Source organism: Magnetospirillum sp. 15-1, from assembly GCF_900184795.1.
In the GTDB taxonomy this organism is placed as follows: domain Bacteria; phylum Pseudomonadota; class Alphaproteobacteria; order Rhodospirillales; family Magnetospirillaceae; genus Phaeospirillum.
On record NZ_FXXN01000026.1, the window covers coordinates 62,077 to 79,360 of the forward strand.

At 67.1% G+C, this 17,284-nt stretch carries 20 protein-coding genes; 7 read left to right on the forward strand and 13 right to left on the reverse strand.

What is annotated here, in order from left to right; all coding sequences use genetic code 11:
* Positions 1–88: 88 nt before the first annotated feature.
* Positions 89–742 carry a hypothetical protein gene (locus CP958_RS27370; RefSeq protein WP_277948885.1) on the reverse strand — a complete coding sequence of 218 codons (654 nt, stop codon included), beginning with the start codon at positions 740–742 and terminating at the stop codon, positions 89–91.
* Between the two features lie 179 nt (positions 743–921).
* Here CP958_RS27370 and CP958_RS15790 point away from each other — a divergent pair, with 179 nt between their 5' ends.
* The gene (locus tag CP958_RS15790) at positions 922–2,214 is read left to right on the forward strand and encodes a D-alanyl-D-alanine carboxypeptidase (RefSeq protein WP_096703191.1); all 1,293 of its coding nucleotides are present in this window, start codon (positions 922–924) and stop codon (positions 2,212–2,214) included.
* On the opposite strand, the gene CP958_RS15795 is transcribed toward CP958_RS15790, so the two are convergent.
* The 3 genes from CP958_RS15795 to CP958_RS15805 form a co-directional block, all read right to left on the reverse strand.
* On the reverse strand, positions 2,198–2,653 hold the full coding sequence (locus tag CP958_RS15795; protein WP_242442934.1) for a gamma-glutamylcyclotransferase family protein: 456 nt from the start codon (positions 2,651–2,653) through the stop codon (positions 2,198–2,200). The two genes, CP958_RS15790 and CP958_RS15795, sit on opposite strands and share 17 nt — an antisense overlap.
* Before the next feature lie 45 nt (positions 2,654–2,698).
* The gene (locus CP958_RS15800) at positions 2,699–3,247 is read right to left on the reverse strand and encodes a GAF domain-containing protein (protein ID WP_170958996.1); all 549 of its coding nucleotides are present in this window, start codon (positions 3,245–3,247) and stop codon (positions 2,699–2,701) included.
* 65 nt (positions 3,248–3,312) lie between these two features.
* A complete protein-coding gene (locus CP958_RS15805) occupies positions 3,313–3,522 on the reverse strand; it encodes a hypothetical protein (protein WP_141400535.1) in 210 nt (69 codons plus the stop codon).
* A gap of 207 nt (positions 3,523–3,729) precedes the next feature.
* Between CP958_RS15805 and CP958_RS15810 the strand changes: the two genes are divergently transcribed.
* Positions 3,730–4,779 carry a CoA ester lyase gene (locus CP958_RS15810; protein WP_096703195.1) on the forward strand — a complete coding sequence of 350 codons (1,050 nt, stop codon included), beginning with the start codon at positions 3,730–3,732 and terminating at the stop codon, positions 4,777–4,779.
* A 43-nt stretch (positions 4,780–4,822) separates the two neighbouring features.
* Here CP958_RS15810 and CP958_RS15815 read toward each other — a convergent pair whose 3' ends face one another.
* From CP958_RS15815 to CP958_RS15840, 6 genes are all read right to left on the reverse strand, one after another.
* The gene (locus CP958_RS15815) at positions 4,823–5,146 is read right to left on the reverse strand and encodes a type II toxin-antitoxin system RelE/ParE family toxin (RefSeq protein WP_096703196.1); all 324 of its coding nucleotides are present in this window, start codon (positions 5,144–5,146) and stop codon (positions 4,823–4,825) included.
* Complete coding sequence (locus tag CP958_RS15820; protein ID WP_096703197.1) at positions 5,143–5,427, reverse strand: type II toxin-antitoxin system Phd/YefM family antitoxin; 285 nt, start codon at positions 5,425–5,427, stop codon at positions 5,143–5,145. The genes CP958_RS15815 and CP958_RS15820 overlap by 4 nt, the downstream gene beginning before the upstream one ends.
* 44 nt (positions 5,428–5,471) lie before the next feature.
* A complete protein-coding gene (locus CP958_RS15825) occupies positions 5,472–6,296 on the reverse strand; it encodes a VOC family protein (RefSeq protein ID WP_096703198.1) in 825 nt (274 codons plus the stop codon).
* A 205-nt stretch (positions 6,297–6,501) separates the two neighbouring features.
* Entirely contained in the window at positions 6,502–7,392 is an 891-nt protein-coding gene (locus CP958_RS15830) for a prephenate/arogenate dehydrogenase family protein (protein WP_096703199.1), read from the reverse strand.
* On the reverse strand, positions 7,389–8,450 hold the full coding sequence (gene hisC / locus CP958_RS15835; protein WP_242442977.1) for a histidinol-phosphate transaminase: 1,062 nt from the start codon (positions 8,448–8,450) through the stop codon (positions 7,389–7,391). Before hisC ends, CP958_RS15830 begins: the two co-directional genes overlap by 4 nt.
* A gap of 65 nt (positions 8,451–8,515) precedes the next feature.
* Positions 8,516–9,391: a chorismate mutase gene (locus CP958_RS15840; protein WP_096703201.1), complete on the reverse strand. Its 876-nt coding sequence runs from the start codon at positions 9,389–9,391 to the stop codon at positions 8,516–8,518.
* A 136-nt stretch (positions 9,392–9,527) separates the two neighbouring features.
* On the opposite strand from CP958_RS15840, the gene CP958_RS15845 reads away from it, so the two are divergent.
* Entirely contained in the window at positions 9,528–10,709 is a 1,182-nt protein-coding gene (locus CP958_RS15845; protein ID WP_170958997.1) for a homoserine O-acetyltransferase, read from the forward strand.
* Positions 10,709–11,332, forward strand: a complete 624-nt coding sequence (gene metW, locus CP958_RS15850) for a methionine biosynthesis protein MetW (RefSeq protein WP_170959021.1) — start codon at positions 10,709–10,711, stop codon at positions 11,330–11,332. Before CP958_RS15845 ends, metW begins: the two co-directional genes overlap by 1 nt.
* Before the next feature lie 68 nt (positions 11,333–11,400).
* On the opposite strand, the gene CP958_RS15855 is transcribed toward metW, so the two are convergent.
* Complete coding sequence (locus CP958_RS15855; RefSeq protein WP_096703203.1) at positions 11,401–13,107, reverse strand: cache domain-containing protein; 1,707 nt, start codon at positions 13,105–13,107, stop codon at positions 11,401–11,403.
* A 144-nt stretch (positions 13,108–13,251) separates the two neighbouring features.
* Entirely contained in the window at positions 13,252–14,802 is a 1,551-nt protein-coding gene (pap, locus tag CP958_RS15860) for a polyphosphate:AMP phosphotransferase (protein WP_096703204.1), read from the reverse strand.
* Between the two features lie 116 nt (positions 14,803–14,918).
* Here pap and CP958_RS15865 point away from each other — a divergent pair, with 116 nt between their 5' ends.
* Both CP958_RS15865 and CP958_RS15870 read left to right on the forward strand, forming a co-directional pair.
* Entirely contained in the window at positions 14,919–15,203 is a 285-nt protein-coding gene (locus CP958_RS15865) for a transcriptional regulator (protein WP_242442935.1), read from the forward strand.
* A 1-nt stretch (position 15,204) separates the two neighbouring features.
* Complete coding sequence (locus tag CP958_RS15870) at positions 15,205–15,447, forward strand: type II toxin-antitoxin system RelE/ParE family toxin (protein WP_096703206.1); 243 nt, start codon at positions 15,205–15,207, stop codon at positions 15,445–15,447.
* Here CP958_RS15870 and CP958_RS15875 read toward each other — a convergent pair.
* Positions 15,440–16,636, reverse strand: a complete 1,197-nt coding sequence (locus CP958_RS15875; RefSeq protein ID WP_242442936.1) for an MFS transporter — start codon at positions 16,634–16,636, stop codon at positions 15,440–15,442. The genes CP958_RS15870 and CP958_RS15875 overlap by 8 nt on opposite strands.
* 109 nt (positions 16,637–16,745) lie before the next feature.
* Here CP958_RS15875 and CP958_RS15880 point away from each other — a divergent pair, with 109 nt between their 5' ends.
* Entirely contained in the window at positions 16,746–17,183 is a 438-nt protein-coding gene (locus tag CP958_RS15880; protein ID WP_096703207.1) for a hemerythrin family protein, read from the forward strand.
* Positions 17,184–17,284: the final 101 nt, after the last annotated feature.

The following is a 17,284-nucleotide window of genomic DNA, read 5'->3' on the forward strand; positions in this document are numbered from 1 at the left end:
CAAGGTATCTCTTTTGCCCAAGGCGTCAGGCAAAGGGCGTATTACTAGTGGTTAGTGTTGCGAAGCTCTAATATTGAAATCGCGATGGTCAGAGCCCGTAATTGAGTCCGTTGGTGCCTACCTTGAGGTTGAACTCGTTCAGCGGACCGCGCTTGCGGTTATATTCGCGGAAAGGGTCGACGGGAACGGGGCCGGGCGGGATGATCTTGTCGCGGCCGGGATCGAGGGCGGCCAGGGCGGCGGGAAAGCGGGCGGCGTCGAAGGCGGCGGAGGGGTAGGCCCAGGCGGTGAAGACGTACTTGCCCTGGTGGCAACTGGCGGCGGTCCAGTAGTAGGAATGGGACGGCAATTCCAGCCCCACCGCCGGCGGGCCAAAGGCCCCGGATTCGGCCAGGGCGGTGTCCAGCCGGCCGTAAGCGGCCTGATCCAGGGGCGTGGTGGTGACGTCGGCCCGCCAGGGCGACAGCGGATCGTACAGGTCGATCTCGGCCACGTTGCCCGAGCGGAGGGTACTGACCTTGAGTGCCTTGTCGGTGGAGCCCCACTCGTAGATTCGGACCTGCTGCTCCCACAGCCCGTTGTAGATCAGGCGGAAACGCTCCGGCGAATCGGGGGCGCAGGCGGCGGCGATGTCGGTTCCCTCGAGGAAGGAGAACCACTGGACCTTGCGGTAGAAGGGGTTGCCGATATCGTCCCCGGTATAGGCGCATCCGGCCAGCAGGGCGAGGGCGGCGACGGTCACTGAGGGTCCGGGACGAGGGGGCATGATGCATCCGTTGGCAGGAGGACGGGGAACGGAACGATGCGCAGGAAAATATGGCGGGAATCGGGCGTCCGCGATGCTTTACACGGATTCGCAAAATCTTTAAGGTTTCGGCGATACCCTAACCCAACTCAGTCGCTGAACGGAAGGTCGAGACGTTGCACCTGAGCCGCCCCGGATTCCTGAACCGTGTTCGCCTGTTCGCCCTTGCCCTGGCCGCCGCCCTGACATTGGCGGCCCAATCGGCGGAGGCCGGGCGCTACGCCTCCATCGTCATCGACGCGGAAACCGGCTCGATCCTGCATGCGACCAATCCCGACACAAAATCCTATCCGGCCTCGCTGACCAAGGTGATGACGCTGTTCCTGCTGTTCGACGAGCTGGATTCGGGCCGCATCCGCATGGACAGCAAGTTCACCACCTCGGCCCATGCCGCCGCCCAGTCGCCGTCCAAGCTGGGCCTCGAGCCCGGCGAGAAGATTTCGGTGGAAAGCCTGATCCTCGCCCTGGTGACCAAGTCGGCCAACGACGCCGCCGTGGTGGCGGCCGAGGGCGTGGGCGGCACCGAGGCCAATTTCGCCCAGATGATGACCCGCAAGGCCCATGCCCTCGGCATGCGCAGCACCGTCTACCGCAATGCCTCTGGCCTGCCCGATCTGGGGCAGGTGTCCACGGTGCGCGACCAGGCGACCCTGGCCCGCGCCCTGATCCGCAGCCATCCGGGCTATTACAAGTATTTCTCCACCCGGCAGTTCGTCTACGAAGGTCAGCCCATCAACACCCATAACCGGCTGATGCTGCGCTACCAGGGCGCCGACGGCATCAAGACCGGCTATATCCATGCGTCGGGCTTCAACCTCATCTCATCGGCCAAGCGTGGCGACCAGCGCGTCATCGGCGTGGTGTTCGGCGGCACCACCGCCGCGTCGCGCGACAAGCACATGGGCCAACTGCTGGACAAGGGCTTCGCCAGGCTGCGCAAGGGTGAGAGCGTCGAGGTGGCCGAGGCGGAAAGCAACGACGATCTGCCCGACCTGGACGAACTGGTGGCCGCCGCCCAGTCGGCCAAGGCTCCGGCCAAGGCCGCTAAGGCCGCCAAGGCCAAGCCTGTTCCCGCCAAGAAGGTGGTCATGAAGACCCCGGCCCGTGCCGCCAACGACGATGACGACGACGACGAAGATGCGGTGGGCGATGCCGACCCGGCCGGCTGGGCCATCCAGGTGGGCGCCTTCAGCGAATACCGTCCGGCCCACAAGGCGGCCAGCGACGCCGCCAAGAAGCTGGGCGGGCTGGTGTCCAGGGCGTCCATCGACATCGACAAGGCCGGCAAGGGCTCCAAGGCCGTCTACCGTGCCCGCATCTCCGGTTTTACCGAGGATCAGGCCCGCGCCGCCTGCAAACGCCTGGGCAAGGCGGGCAAGTCCTGCAAGCCGGTCACCCCCAACGCCTGATTATTCCCGCCATCAGGGCGCGGATGCGGGCCAGGGCGGACCGCTTGTGGCGCAGGCGCCAAGTTTCCAGGCGCCATTCGCTCCGGCTCGCCACGATTCCGGGCTGGCAGAGATAGGTCTCGGCCGTCATCTCGCGTCCGTCGCGTAGTCTTACCGTCAGCAGCGCCACCCGGTATTCCGGTCCCTCGTAGTAGTCGAGGTGATTGCGGTCCCGCTCGTCCAGCCCATGGACCAGCAGGCCATCGACCGCGCCGGTGGCGTGGGGCGTCAGCATGGGATAGCTGCGTCCGGCGATGCCTACCCGCCGCCAGCCCCGCAGCCGCGCCGGTTCCATGGATTTCGGCGCGACCGGCCGGCCCAGCACGGCGGCCAGCACGTCCCCGTCCATCAGGGTGCCGAAGAAGAACATGGGAGGGTCGTCGGGGAGAACGGGCTGCACTGCGACCTCCGGGCGGCAATTCGCCGCAGGATAGCGCCGCCCGCCTCAGTCGGAAAGGTTCCTGGCCCGCTCGATCAGTATGCCGAAGGCTTCGGTGAAGGTCAGCAGCACTTCGTTGATCGGCGGGGTGAAGAAGTTGGGGATGGCGGCCCCGAAGATGACGAAGCCCAGGAAGTGGCCATCCACATTGATGGGGGCGGTCATGCAGGAGCGGCTGCCCGAGTTGCGGGCGCCGTCGGTGTGGCAACGCCCCTCCTCGCCGAACGCCGCCAGATCGGCGACGATCCGGGGTTCGTGGCCGTCGGCCAGCAGCGCCAGCGACGGCGCATTGGCCATCTCGACCTCGGTGACCGCCGGCATGCCCGTGCCGTCGCAATTGCATGGAAAGGCCCACAGCATGTCATGCTGGGGGTCGTAGACCGAAAGCGACACATGGCGCAGAGGGGCGAAGCCGGGAATCTCGCGCATCATGCCGTGCAGGCGCCGGGCGGGCTCGTGCAGCCAGGCCACCATCCGGTCCATGGACGGCCTGTTCCCCGGCGGCGCGGGGGGCGCGGCGGAAGGGCCGCCGGCAAGGGTAGCGTTGGTGCTCATGGTGGGATGCTAAACGCCGGGATTCCCCAAGAGGAACCCACGACTTTAGACAGATCGTGATGGTTTCAAACGGGGCGGGCGGGGCCTTGGGCATCGGGCCGGAACGCCCGGTGTATGCCTTGGCATGCGCTCCAAAGCAGGCAGGGGCGCCGGTCGGCGCAGTGGCAGCCATCCTCGATCAGCGGGGCGATGGAGTCGTAACCCGCCTGGGTCCTCATCAATCCGAGGATGGTCCGCACCCGGTCCGGCAGGCAGTGGCGCAGATCCCTGTCCACGGCGACCCTCGTTTCCGCCATTGATCTCGTTCCATGGTATTGGTGGGGGCATATGCAGGGAAATACCCGAAATGTAGCTATGGGCGACCGTATATGACGATACCGGGCGGGGCGATTGCCCCGGGCGGCTGCTTTCCGCTTGTGCGCTGCAATGTGGCGAAGCATTATTGCGGCCCACTATTGTTTGCCGCAAGGAGATTGCGCCCCATGTCCGTCAAGCCGCCCCGCCAGTTCTTCGAGCCGCTCGCCATCGGTGCGCCCGCCCCGTACCGCGAGCTGCCGGTCCGCCTGGAGCGCATGATCCACTTCTTCCCGCCGCACAACGAGAAGATGCGGGCCAAGGCCGCCGAGATGGGCCGGAACGTCGACGTGCTGCTGGGCAATCTGGAAGACGCCATTCCCGCCGACGCCAAGGACGCCGCCCGCGCCGGCTTCGTCGAGGTGGCCAAGGCCTGGGACAATCCCAATACCGGCCTGTGGACCCGCGTCAACTGCCTGAACTCGCCGTGGTTCCTGGACGACATGAACGCCGTGGTCGGCGAGGCCGGCAACAAGGTGGACGTGGTGATGCTGCCCAAGGTGGAAGGCCCCTGGGACATTCATTACCTCGACCAGCTGCTGGCCCAGCTGGAAGCCAGGCACGGCGTGAAGCGCCCGATCATGATCCACGCCATCCTGGAGACGGCGCTGGGCGTGGAAAACGTCGCGGCCATCTGTCAGGCCAGCCCGCGCATGCACGGCATCAGCCTCGGCCCGGCCGATCTGGCGGCGTCGCGCGGCATGAAGACCACCCGCGTCGGCGGCGGCCATCCCTTCTACGGCGTGCTGGAAGACGCCGCCGAGGGCAAGGCCGGCCGGACCCTGTTCCAGCAGGATCTGTGGCACTACACCGTCGCCAAGATGGTCGATGCCTGCCAGTCGGCGGGGATCAAGGCCTTCTACGGCCCGTTCGGCGATTTCTCCGACGATGCCGCCTGCGAGGCCCAGTTCCGCAACGCCTTCCTGCTGGGCTGTGCCGGCGGCTGGTCGCTGCACCCCAAGCAGATCGACATCGCCAAGAAGGTGTTCAGCCCCGACGTGGCCGAAGTGCTGTTCGCCAAGAAGATTCTCGAAGCCATGCCCGACGGCACCGGCGCGGTGATGATCGACGGCAAGATGCAGGACGACGCCACCTGGAAGCAGGCCAAGGTCATGGTCGATCTGGCCAAGGCCGTCGCCGCCAAGGACCCGGCGATGGCCCAGGCCTACGGGCTGTAAGACTGCCGGTGATCCCCCTCCTTCCATTCGGGAAGGAGGGGGATCACCGCAGCAATCGCTGCTGCAACAGGGTTTGTATGTCGCGGCGGCCATCCAGGATGCCATAGATCACCACCTGACGGCCCCTGATCCGATAGATCAGCCGATAGGGCTTGTGGTGGAGTTCCCTGAACTCCGTTATGCCCAGCCGCTCCAGTTCCTTCGGAACATTGCCGCGTTCGGGCATTGTCGCCAATCCCAGGCACGCGGCTTCCATGGTCGACAGCAAAGCCTCCGCCTTTAACGGGGAATCGCTGAGGGCAATGAAACGGTAGAGGTCCTCCATGTCCCGCTCGGCATCCGAGGACAGCAGAACCTCGAACGTCATTGTTCGGAGACGGGCTTCAGTCGACCGCGCAGGGCGGTGAACGCCTCGGCCGCCGGCCGGACCTCGCCGGCCTCCACGCGGGCTGTGGTCAGGGCCAGCATCTTCAGCAGCGCCAGGGATTCCTGAATCTGCTCGTAGCTGTCGATGTCCTGAAGAACCGCCTTGGCCTCGCCATGCAAGGTGATGATCACCGGCTCGCGGTTGTCGGCCAGACCCCGAATCATCTCCGGGGCGTGGGCCTTGAGATAGCTGATGGGTTTGACGCGCTCAGACAGCTTCATGATCCAGCCTCCGACCTGAATATAGGCTGAATTCTGGTCGATGGCTATTCCTGCAACTCGATCAGCACGCCGCAGGCATCCTCGGGGTAGATCACCACCTTGCCCTGGCGGTCGCGCTCGAAGGCGATGCCCGCCGCCTTCAGGGCCTGGGCGGCGGCCTCGGCATCCTTGATCCGGAGCGTCAGGGCCACCAAAGCGGGGGCATGGGGGAATTCCTCGTCCTCCGCCTCGGGGTGCATCTGCCCCAGATCGTCGGGGCGGCAGAGAAAGACCATGCCGTGGCGGGTGTGCACGGTCACCAATTCGTCGGTGGCGGTGGCGGCGGCCGGGCCGATCAGGCGATCCCAGGCGGACATCAGGTCCAGGGGCTCGGCCATCAGGGCGGTGACCGAGACGATGCCGGCGGCGCCGTTGGCGTGTTCGGTCCAGCCTGGGCGGCGCAGCTTTTCCGGGGTCAGGTGCTGGCACAGGAACGAGGCGATGCCCGGCGTGGTTTCGGGGGGCAGGATGCCGGCCTTGAAGCGCGCCACGTCGCCTTCAATGCTGCGCGACAGGTCGCCGGGGGGCTCGGTCCCCAATCGGTCGCTGTCGGCCGCCGCGTCCCCGGTGCCCCACACCAGGCCCATCAGCCCCTCGCCCTTATCCTGGATGAAGGCGTGGACCCGCTCGGCCGGGCCGCCGTCTCCCACCGCCGCCAGCAGTTCCAGGTAGTCGTCCTCGAACATGATGCAGTGATTGGCAGTACCCCACTCGGCATGCTCGTCCCGCGTCGCCAGGGTGAAGCCCAGGGCGCGGAAGGTGGCGGCGGCCTTGTCCAGGTCGGCGACGGCGATGATGACGTGGTCGAGACCGGTGATGTGGCTGGTCATGGCGTTTCTCCTGCCGGGGCTGCCGCCCCGGCCCCGCTTGGAGGCGATGCCTCCAAACCTCCATTTATTCCATTCATAGAACAGAATGGGGTTTGGGCTATCGCCCCGTGCAGCCCCGAAGGGGCAAACGACGCACCGAAGGTGCGGTCCTGAAAGGGCCAGCGAAGCTGGCAAATGGGTTTGGGCGATAGCCCAATATGGATGTTTACGCCTGCTTGGCGTCGATGATGGCGCGGCGGATGGCGCGGGTCTCGGTGAAACGCTTGTGCAGCACCTCGCCCTCGCCCCAGCGGATGGCGCGCTGCAACGCGGTCAGGTCCTCGGTGAAGCGCTGGATGACTTCCAGCACCGCCTCGCGGTTGTTGAGGAACACGTCGCGCCACATCACCGGGTCCGACGCGGCGATACGGGTGAAGTCGCGGAAGCCCGAGGCCGAGAACTTGATGACCTCCTGCTGCATGTGGCCTTCCAGGTCGTTGGCGGTGCCGACGATGGTGTAGGCGATCAGATGCGGCAGATGCGAGGTGATGGCCAGCACCTTGTCGTGGTGGTGGGGGTCCATGATCTCCACCTGGGAGCCGACCAGACGCCACAGCTCGGCCACCCGCTCCACCGCCTTGGGATCGCCGCCGGTCACCGGGGTGAGGACGTGCCAGCGGCCTTCGAACAGTTCGGCGAAGCCGTTCTCCGGCCCAGAATGCTCGGTGCCGGCAATGGGGTGGCCGGGGACCAGCTCGACGCCGTCGGGAATGTGGGGGCCGAGGTCGCGGATCACCGACAGCTTGACCGAGCCCACGTCGGTGACGATGGTGCCGGGCGCGAGGTGCGGGCCGATGGCCTCGCCCACCGCCTGGGTGGCGCCCACCGGGGCGCCGATCACCACCAGATCGGCCTCGGGGATCACCGCCGCCGGATTATCGGCGGCGGCATCGACCACACCCAGTTCCACGGCGGTCTTGCGGGCCTTCTCACTGGGATCGAGCGTCAGGAAACGCTGGGCCAGGCCATGCTTGCGCATGGCCCGCGCCAGGGACGAGCCGATCAGGCCGATGCCGACGAAACAGACGGTGTCAAACAACGGTGTCCGGTTGCTCATGCTTCCAGGAACTCTTTCAGCGTGTCGACCACCGCCTGGTTCTCCTCGGCGGTGCCGACGGTGATGCGCAAGGAATCGCCCAGGCCGTAGCCGCCCATGGCCCGCACGATGATGCCCTTGGAGCGCAGGAACTTGTCGGCGCTGGGGGCGTCCTTGGCCGGAGTGGCGGGGAAGCGCACCAGGATGAAGTTGCAGACGCTGGGGACCACGTGGAGGCCCAGGTCGGCGATCTTGCCCGACAGCCAGGGCAGCCAGTAATCATTGTGGCTCTTGCACAGGTCGGCATAGGCGGTGTCGTTGAACGCCGCCAGACCGGCGGCCAGGGCCGGGGCGCCGACGTTGAAGGGGTTGCGCACCCGGTTCAGCACGCCCGCCACGTTCTCGGGGCAATAGGCCCAGCCCAGGCGCAGGCCGCCCAGGGCGTACATCTTGGAGAAGGTGCGGCAGACCACGGTGTTGTCGCCGGCCTCCACCAGCTCGATGCCGCCGGAATAGTCGTTGCGGGTGACGAACTCGGTATAGGCGGCGTCGATCACCAGCAGGATGTCGGAGCGCAGGCAGGCGCGCAGCCGGGCCACTTCCGAGGCCGGCAGATAGGTGCCGGTCGGATTGTTCGGATTGGCCAGGAACAGGATCTTGGTCCTGGGCGTGACCGCCTTCAGCAGGTTGTCCACGTTGGCGGTCAGGTCCACCTCGGGGGCGGTGACCGGGGTGGCGCCACAGGACTTGGCGGCGATGGCGTACATCAGGAAGCCGTGGGCCGAGTACAGAACCTCGTCACCGGGGCCGGCATAGGAACGGCACAGCATGCCCAGCAGCTCGTCCGAGCCGGCGCCGCAGACGATGCGCGCCGCGTCCAGGCCGTAGCGCGCCGCGATGGCCTTGCGCAGCTCCTCGGCGCCGCCGTCGGGGTAGCGGTGCATCTCGGGGGCCATGGCGCGCAGCGCCTCGACGGCCTTGGGGCTCGGGCCCAGGGCGCCCTCGTTGGAGGACAGCTTGAAGATGCGGTCGACACCCTCGATGGCGGATTCGCCTCCGACATAGGGGCGGATGTCCATGATGCCGGGGCGGGGCGTGGGAGCGGTCACGATTCTATCTCCAGCGGAAGGGGTGAGGTGATGGGTCAGACGAGCGCTTCGGGCGCGAAGGGAGTGGCGTAGCCGCCGACCACGGCGATGCGGCCGACGGGGTCCTTGGGGGCGACCAGGGCCGCCAGCCGGGGGTCGGCGGCGGTGACGTGGCCGAGAATTTCCACCATGTGCAGCCAGACGGCGCCGTGGCGGTGGATGGCCAGCAGCTCGGCCGGTTCCAGCCCGCCGGCCGCCAGGATGGCGCGCAGGCGGTCGCGCGACAGGTCCGGGCCGGTCTCCAGCACCGCCAGGGTGCGGTCGTCGCCGGACTCGTCGTGGTCGCGACAGGCGATGACCAGGGCCTGGAGGGGCTCGGCCGCGCCCTTGACCGCTGCGATGGGGGCGAAGGGCAGGCGGGCCACCACGCGCGGCGCGTCGCCGCTTTCCAGAGTCAGGCTGGTCCACCACGGCTCGGCCTCGTCGGCGGCCTCGGTGCCGGGGATCAGCGGAATGACCCCCACCGTGGCGACGCCGTCGGCGACGGCGCGCACCACCTGACCGGGGCTGCGGAAGGCATGCAGCGGCGCGACCACGCCGAAATGATTGCGGGCCAGCTCGATGGCGGCGGTGGAGCGGCCGGCGGCGTGGACCGCCACGGTGAGCGGCGCCTGCAGGCCGGTCAGCGCGCCGACGATCTCGCGCCAGATGCGCACCACGGCCAACTTGGGGAACTGGCCGGCATGGCGGCCCAGCAGGCGGCGCAGGATCTGCGCTTCGCGGCCGGGGCGCAACGTCACCCGCCGGTCGCCCTTGGCGGCGGCGATCCTTCCCACCAGGCTGGTACGGCGCATCAGCAGGTCGTGCAACTGATCGTCGATGCGATCAATTTCACGACGGAGCTGCTCGAGGGCGGCGCTGTCCTGGTTCATGGCGGAAAAGGGGGCCGGAATTGGTGAGTCCAAGGGAGATAGGTTTAGTGCGGCTTGGCCCGGAAATCAAAGAAAACGTTGACAGTCCCCGCCCGCGACCATAGCTAATCCATTCCCTGTCGCGGCGCGTGATCCCATGTCCCAGAGCGAGCCTGTTCCGACTGCTACCGCCAACGCCCCCGGCCTCAAGGTCGAACTGGGGCGCGACCGGCCGATTCGCCTGGATTGCGGCGTCGAGCTGGGGCCGGTCCAGGTGGCCTACCAGACCTATGGCCAGCTCAACGCCGACAAGTCCAACGCCATCCTGATCTGTCACGCGCTGACCGGCGACCATTACGTGGCCGATCCCCATCCCATCACGGCCAAGCCCGGCTGGTGGAGCGAACTGGTGGGGCCGGGCCGGGTGTTCGACACCGACCGCTACTTCCTGATCTGCTCCAACGTGCTGGGCGGTTGCATGGGCACCACCGGTCCCATGGACGACAATCCCGCCACAGGCCAGCCCTGGGGGCTGAATTTTCCGGTCATCACCATCGGCGACATGGTCAAGGTGCAGGCCCGCCTGATCGACCATCTGGGCATCGACCAGCTGTTCTGCGTGGTCGGCGGCTCCATGGGCGGCATGCAGGTGCTGAAATGGGCGCAGAGCTATCCCGAGCGGGTGTTCTCGGCCATTCCCATCGCGTCGGCGGCGCGGCATTCGGCCCAGAACATCGCCTTTCACGAGGTGGGGCGTCAGGCCATCATGGCCGATCCCGACTGGTGCGAGGGCAATTACCACCAGAAGGGCACGCGGCCCCATCGCGGGCTGGCGGTGGCGCGCATGGCGGCCCACATCACCTATCTGTCCGAGCCGGCGCTGCACCAGAAATTCGGCCGCAACCTGCAGAACCGCGACACCATCACCTATGGCTTCGACGCCGATTTCCAGGTGGAAAGCTATCTGCGCCACCAGGGCTCGACCTTCGTCGACCGCTTCGACGCCAATTCCTACCTCTACATCACGCGGGCCATGGATTATTTCGATCTGGCGGCGGAGAACGGCGGCGTGCTGGCCAATGCCTTCCGCGGCACCCGCACCCGCTTCTGCGTGGTCAGCTTCACCAGCGATTGGCTGTTTCCCACCCCGGAAAGCCGGGCGGTGGTGCATGCGCTGAACGCGGTGGCCGCCAATGTCAGCTTCGTCGAGATCAAGTCGGACAAGGGCCACGACGCCTTCCTGCTGGACGAGCCCGAGTTCCATGCCACCCTGACCGGCTTCCTGGAAGGCGCCGCCGCCCATCGCGGCCTGCCGCGCGACGGAGGAACCGGCCGATGATGACCGTGTCCAACGGCAATCTGCGCGTCGACCTGCGCCTGATCGCCGACATGGTGGAGCCGGGCTCGCGGGTTCTCGACGTGGGCTGCGGCGAGGGCTCCCTGCTGGACTGGCTGGGCCGCGCCAAGGGCGTCGACGGGCGGGGCATCGAGCTGTCCATGGCCGGCGTGTCGGCGGCGGTGTCGCACGGCCTGTCGGTGATCCAGGGCGATGCCGACACCGATCTCAAGGATTACCCCTCCGGTGCCTTCGACTACGTGATCCTCAGCCAGACGCTGCAGGCCACCTACGAGCCGCGCACCGTGCTCAGCCACATGCTGCGCATCGGACGGCGCGCCATCGTGTCGTTTCCCAATTTCGGCCATTGGCGGGTGCGCCTGCACCTGCTGGCCCGTGGCCGCATGCCGGTGACCGATACCCTGGCCTACGAGTGGTACGACACGCCCAACATCCATTTCTGCACCATCCGCGACTTCCTCGACCTCTGTCGCGACCTGGGCATCACGGTGGAGCGCTCCATTCCGCTGGACCGCAACGGCAAGACGATGGCGATCCCGTCTTGCGAGGGGATCGCCAACCTGTTCGCCGATCAGGGATTGTTCGTCCTGTCGCGCAAGGGATAGGGCGGGACGGCGGCGTGGATGGCCGGGACAAGCCCGGCCATGACGATGGGAGAGGGTCCTCCCCCCGATTATTCCGCTGCGATCAACTGCAGGTGGGCGGCCTTCTTGCCGCCGTGGATGGCTTCCAGGAAGTGCTCGACCTCGGTGCGCAGCGCATCGGCCTGACCGGTAAGCTCGGCCGCCGCCGCCAGCACCTCGGAGGCGGTGGAGCCGGCATGACGGGCCGCGTCGCTGACCTCGCCGATATTGCTGGACACCTCGGCCGTGCCGGTGGCGGCCTGCTCGATGCTCCGTGCGATCTCGGTGGTGGCGGCCGATTGCTGGTCCACCGCTTCGGCCACCACCGACGAGGTCTCGTCGATCTCGGAGATGGTGCGCACGATGGCGGCGATGGCGTCGGCGGCCTGGGTGGCGGCCGACTGGACCTCGCCGATCTGGGTGGTGATCTCGTCGGTGGCGCGCGCCGTCTGGTTGGCCAGGGTCTTGACCTCGTTGGCCACGACGGCAAAACCTTTTCCGGCGTCGCCGGCCCTGGCCGCCTCGATGGTGGCGTTCAAGGCCAGCAGGTTGGTCTGCGACGCGATGTCGTTGATCAGCGCCACCACCTCGCCGATACGGCCGGCGGCGGAGTTGAGGCCGGCGACGATCTCGCTGGAGCGCTCGGCCTCCTCGACGGCGGTGCGGGACCGCGCGGTGGAGACCTCCACCTGACGGGCGATCTCGGCCTCCGAGGCATGCAGCTCCTCGGTGGCGGCGGCCACGGTCTGCACGCTCATGGCGGCATGGTTGGCGGCGGCGGCCACGGCGGTGGATTGCCGCGCCGTCTGGTCGGCGATGGCCGACATGGACTGGCTGGTGGACTGCATCTGGGAGGCGGCGGCGCCCACCGACTTGATCACTCCGGCCACCTTGGCGTCGAACTCGGCGGTCAGGCGCTCGATGCGGCGCTGGCGGGCCAGATCGGCCTCCTGCTGGCGCATCTTTTCGGCGGCGGCCTGGGCGGCGGCCTCGATGTGCTTCTGGAACACCTTCAGGCCGCGGGCCAGGGCGCCGATCTCGTCGACCCGCTCGGTATGGCGGATTTCCACCCCGTGGTCGTCCTTGGTCAGGTGATCCAGGGTGGCGGTGACGTCGCCCAGCGGGCGGGTGATGCCACGGCCAACCCAGGCGGCGATCAGCCAGACCAGGGCCAGGATGGCAAAAGCGGCGGCGCCGAATTCCACGGCGCGGGTGCGGAAGGCGGCCGAGACGTCGTCGATGTAGATGCCGCTGCCGATCACCCAGCCCCAGGGGGCGAAGCCCTGGACGTAGGACAGCTTCCTGACCGGCTCGGTGGCGCCGGGCTTGGGCCACATGTAGTAGACGAAGCCGACGGACTTTTCCCTGACCAGCCGGTTCATCTCGCGGAACAGGAACAGACCGTTGGGGTCCTTCATGTCCTCGACGGGCTGGCCGACCAGCTTGGCGTTGGGATGGGACAGCATCACCGACTCGCTCAGCCGGTGCACCCAGAGATACTCGGCCCCCTCGTAGCGCAGCTTCGACACGGCGGCCAGGGCGGCCGCCTGGGCCTCCTCGCGGCCCATCTTGCCGGCGCGCTCCATCTCTTCGTAGTGGGACAGCAGGGACTGACCGACCTCGACGATATGGCGGGTCTTGACCTCGCGGTCATCGAGCAGGTCGTGGTTCATCTGAGCCAGGCTGGCCGCGACGACGGCGGCAATGCCACACAGCGCGGTGGCGACGATCAGCCACAGCCGGATTGCGATCTTCATATAACCCCCCTACCAAAAAGGGAGTTGACGCTTGGCGCGTTCTTCTCCCCATTCATAAGGGTTTTTATGTAGAAACAAAGGCGCAGTCAATGACCGATTTAACCTCTAATGCGTCTGTCGTATAGATCGTCCTATCCGAAAGACTCATTTTCCGGCTGAATCCTTCTTCTTTTTCCCCGGCTTTCCCAGGGCGGCTTCCAGGGCGTCGGCCACGGTGCGCATCACCTTGACGCGGGCGAAGTTCTTGGAATTGGCCTCCACCAGGGTCCAGGGAGCGTTGGTGGTCGAGGTTTTCTCCACCATGTCGTTGACCGCCTGCTCGTAGACGCCCCATTGCTCGCGGTTGCGCCAGTCCTCGTCGGTCAGTTTCCACTTCTTGTATTCGATCTCGCCGCGGGCGTTGAAGCGGGCCAACTGCTCCTCGGCGGTGATGTGCAGCCAGAACTTGCACATGACGATGCCGTGGTCGGTGAGCTGACCTTCGAAATCGACGATCTCGCCATAGGCGCGGCGCCAGGCCTCCTCGGTGCAGAAGCCCTCGACCCGTTCCACCAGCACGCGGCCGTACCACGAACGGTCGAACACGGTGACGCGGCCGGCGCGGGCCACGTGGCGCCAGAAGCGCCACAGATAGTGCTGGGCGCGCTCCTCCTCGGTGGGGGCGGCGATGGGGATCACCTGATAGTCGCGGGCGTTGAGCGCGTTGGTCAGGCGGCGGATGGTGCCGCCCTTGCCGGCGGCGTCCCAGCCCTCGAACACCAGGGCGGTGGAGACGCCGCGCTGCTTGGCGGCGTGATAGAGGTGGGCGAGGCGGGCCCGCTGTTCCTGCAGGGCCTGGTTATAGTCGGCCCCCTCGATGGCCTGGGTCATGTCGAGCGACGACAGGATCGAGGGCTGCGAGGCCAGCACGGTGGGCTTCGATGCCGCCTTGGTCTTGGTCTTGGCCGTGTCCTTGATCTCGGCGTTGACCTTCTTCACCGCCTCGCGCTTGGCGAAGTGCTTGGTGATGGCTTCCTTCAGGGTCTGCAGCACCACCGCCGAGCGGTAGCGGGGATCGGCGCCCTCGACGATCTGCCAGGGGGCATGGCCCTTGCTGGTGTGCATGATCATGCGTTCGGCGGCGGCGACGAACTTGTCGTACATCTCCCAGTGCTGCCAGTCCTGGGCGGTCACCTGCCAGGCGGTCAGTTCGTCCTTCTCCAGGCTTTTGAGGCGCTTCTTCTGGGCCTTCTGCGACAGATGCATCCAGAACTTGAGGATCAGGGCGCCCTCGTCGGCCAGGGTCTTCTCGAAGTGGACGATGCGTTCCAGCCGTTCGTCCAGTTCCGGGCCGCTGATCTTCTCGTTGACCCGGTCGATCAGGGGATGGTGATACCATGACGACATGAACAGCCCGACCTTGCCCTTGGGTGGCAGGTCGCGCCAGTAGCGCCAATACTCGGGGCGCTCGCGCTCCTCGTCCGACGGCGGACCATAGGCGCGGGTCACGATCCAGCGCGGGTCCATCCATTCGTTGAGCAGATTGACCGTCTCGTTCTTGCCGGCGCCGTCGACGCCGGCGAACAGCACGATGACCGGAAAGTCGGCCTCGCGCAGTTGCTGCTGCAGATCCAGGAGATCGGTGCGCAGGCCCGGCGCCATGGCATCGAAATCCTCACGCGAAATCTTGCGCCCCAGTTCGGCGGCCTCGAACATGTCCCATCCCCCCACGTCTCGATCAACATGACGCCATCAACCGTAAGTATGAGCGTATGCTCATTAGGCAGGGGCGACAAGAGGCTGTAAAATTCCCCGTCTTGCAGGAGAAAACCATGCCCAGGACGGTTCAACTGGTTCTCGACGACGATATGGCCCGCCGGCTGGACGAGCGTCTGGCCGCCGATGGCGGCGACGCGCCGGCCTTGCTGGAGCGGGTGTTGAGGGCCTTTCTCGACACCGAGGCCGAGCGGGCGGCGGCACGGGACGCCATCATCCGGGCGGCGGGCGAAGGCGAGTTCGGCGCCGCGCCCGGCCTGTCCGCCGACCACGCCCGCGTCCGTCTCTGGCTGCTGGGCTGGGGCGGCGACGGCGAATCCGGCCCGCCGGGTTCGTGCTGAGATGACCCGCTGGTCCGATGCGGCGTTGACCGACCTGTTCCGGCTGCGCGGCGGTCTGGCCGCCGACGCCGCCAGGCGGGTCGGCCGGCTGATCGCCGAGTCCGCCGATTGCCTGGGCGACTTCCCCGAGCGGGGGCGGAGTGGGACCGCTCCCGGCACCAGGGAACTGTCGCTGCCCGGCCTGCCCTGGCGGCTGGTCTACCGTGAGAATGGCGGCGGAGTGATGATCCTGCGGGTCATCTGAGCCGCAACGCCAGCGGCCCCAGCCCCGCCACCACCGCCAGGGAGGCGAAGGCCAGGCCCCAGGCCGGCGAGGTCCCGCCGCCGCCCAGGTCCAGCACCATGCCGAAGGCCAGCGGCCCGATGAAGCCGGCGCCGAAGCCCAGCAGCGAGTGGATGGCGATGGTGGCGCCGCGCCGCTCCGGCTGGGCGGCCATCACCGCCCCGGTGGTGAGCGCCGCCGAATCGATCTGGATCAGCACGTTGTAGAGCAGCATCAGCCCGACGACGACGCCATAGGGCAGGCCGCCCAGGAAGCCGATCACCGCCGCCAGGGCGGCCGAGGACAGCATGGCGAGGGCGCAGACCCGGCGGCGATCGAAGCGCAGGGCGAGGTCGGCGCCCAGCAGCGACGCGGCCATGGCCAGCAGGGCGCCGATGGTGGCGGTGGTGGTGGGCGAGGGGCCGCCGGCCCCCGGCTGGCTCGCCAGCACCCAGGCGAGGAAGGCCACCATCCACGAGCGCGCCCCGAACAGCTCCCACACATGGGCGGCATAGCCCAGGACATAGCCCATGGCGGCGCGGTTGCGGAATACCGGACCGAAGTCGAAGGGATTGACCGGCTGGGCGGGGGCGATGGGCTCGGCCCGCTCCAGCAGCGCCAGGACCAGGACAAAGCCGGCCAGGGCGCAGGCGCCGGCCAGGGTGAAGGCGGCCTTCCATCCCCATATCTCGGCAACGGTGCCGATGACCATGAACGAGCCGCTGGTGCCCAGCGAGAAAGAGGCGGTGTAGAAGCTGATCCAGCGGGCCTGCTGCGGCCCGCTGGTGCGGTCGACCAGGGCCTTCAGTCCCGGCATGTAGGTGCCGGCCAACCCCACTCCGGCCGCGAAGCGCAGGGCCAGCGCCGACCAGAAGCCTTCCGCCATGAAGGCGTAGAGCAGGCCGGAGATTCCGGCCACCAGGGCGCCGAACAGGTAGACCCGTCTGGCGTCCATGCGGTCGGTCAGCGTGGTCAGGACCGGCACCGCCATCGTATAGCCGGCGAACAGCACGCCGGAAATCCACCCCGCCTCGGTATTGGACAACCCCCATTCGGCCACGAAGGCGGGCAGCAGGGCGGGGAAGGCGAAGACGCCCACCATGGTCAGCACCTCGGCGGTGCACAGGCAAAAGACAGCCTTGGCGCCTATGGACGGTGGGTTATTTATCACAATGACCCATGACTTTTGGTCCGTATCAATTCACGCATCGGGTGTATACCGTACCCGAAGGCGCCGGGGATGCGCCTTGGGTGCCGTCAGGCGAGGGAGTACCTGTCATATGGCCTCGAATCGGATTGTTTCATGGGGGAACGAGAAGATCGAGTGGTCGGATGATCTTCTGCTCGATATGGAAACGGAAGACGACGACCATCGCGAGATGTTTGCCCTGATGAATCAGGTCTTCTCGACGGCCCGGCTGGGGGCCGACATGGTGACCCAGGCGGTCGCCGATCTGTGCCTGTTCACCGGAGAGCACTTCGCGCGCGAGCAGAACAAAATGGATCGCGCCGATTATCCCGAGCGTGAAGCTCACCGCTACGACCACGAATACCTGATCTTCCAGTTGGACGTGCTGATCGAGCGCCTGATGACCTCCGGCCCGGATTACGTGGCCGAGGAACTGGTCGATCTGCTGCGGCGCTGGCTGTGCGACCACATCCTGACCTTCGACGCCGCCTTCGCCGCGTTCATGCGGGGCGACCCGCAGGAGGAATAGGGGCGCGCGACGGAAGGACACTCCCTTCGCCCCGTCCTTCTTTCCCCGCAACAAAAAAGGGCGCCCGCTGGGGGCGCCCTTTTCCGTTCGGGAAACGAAAG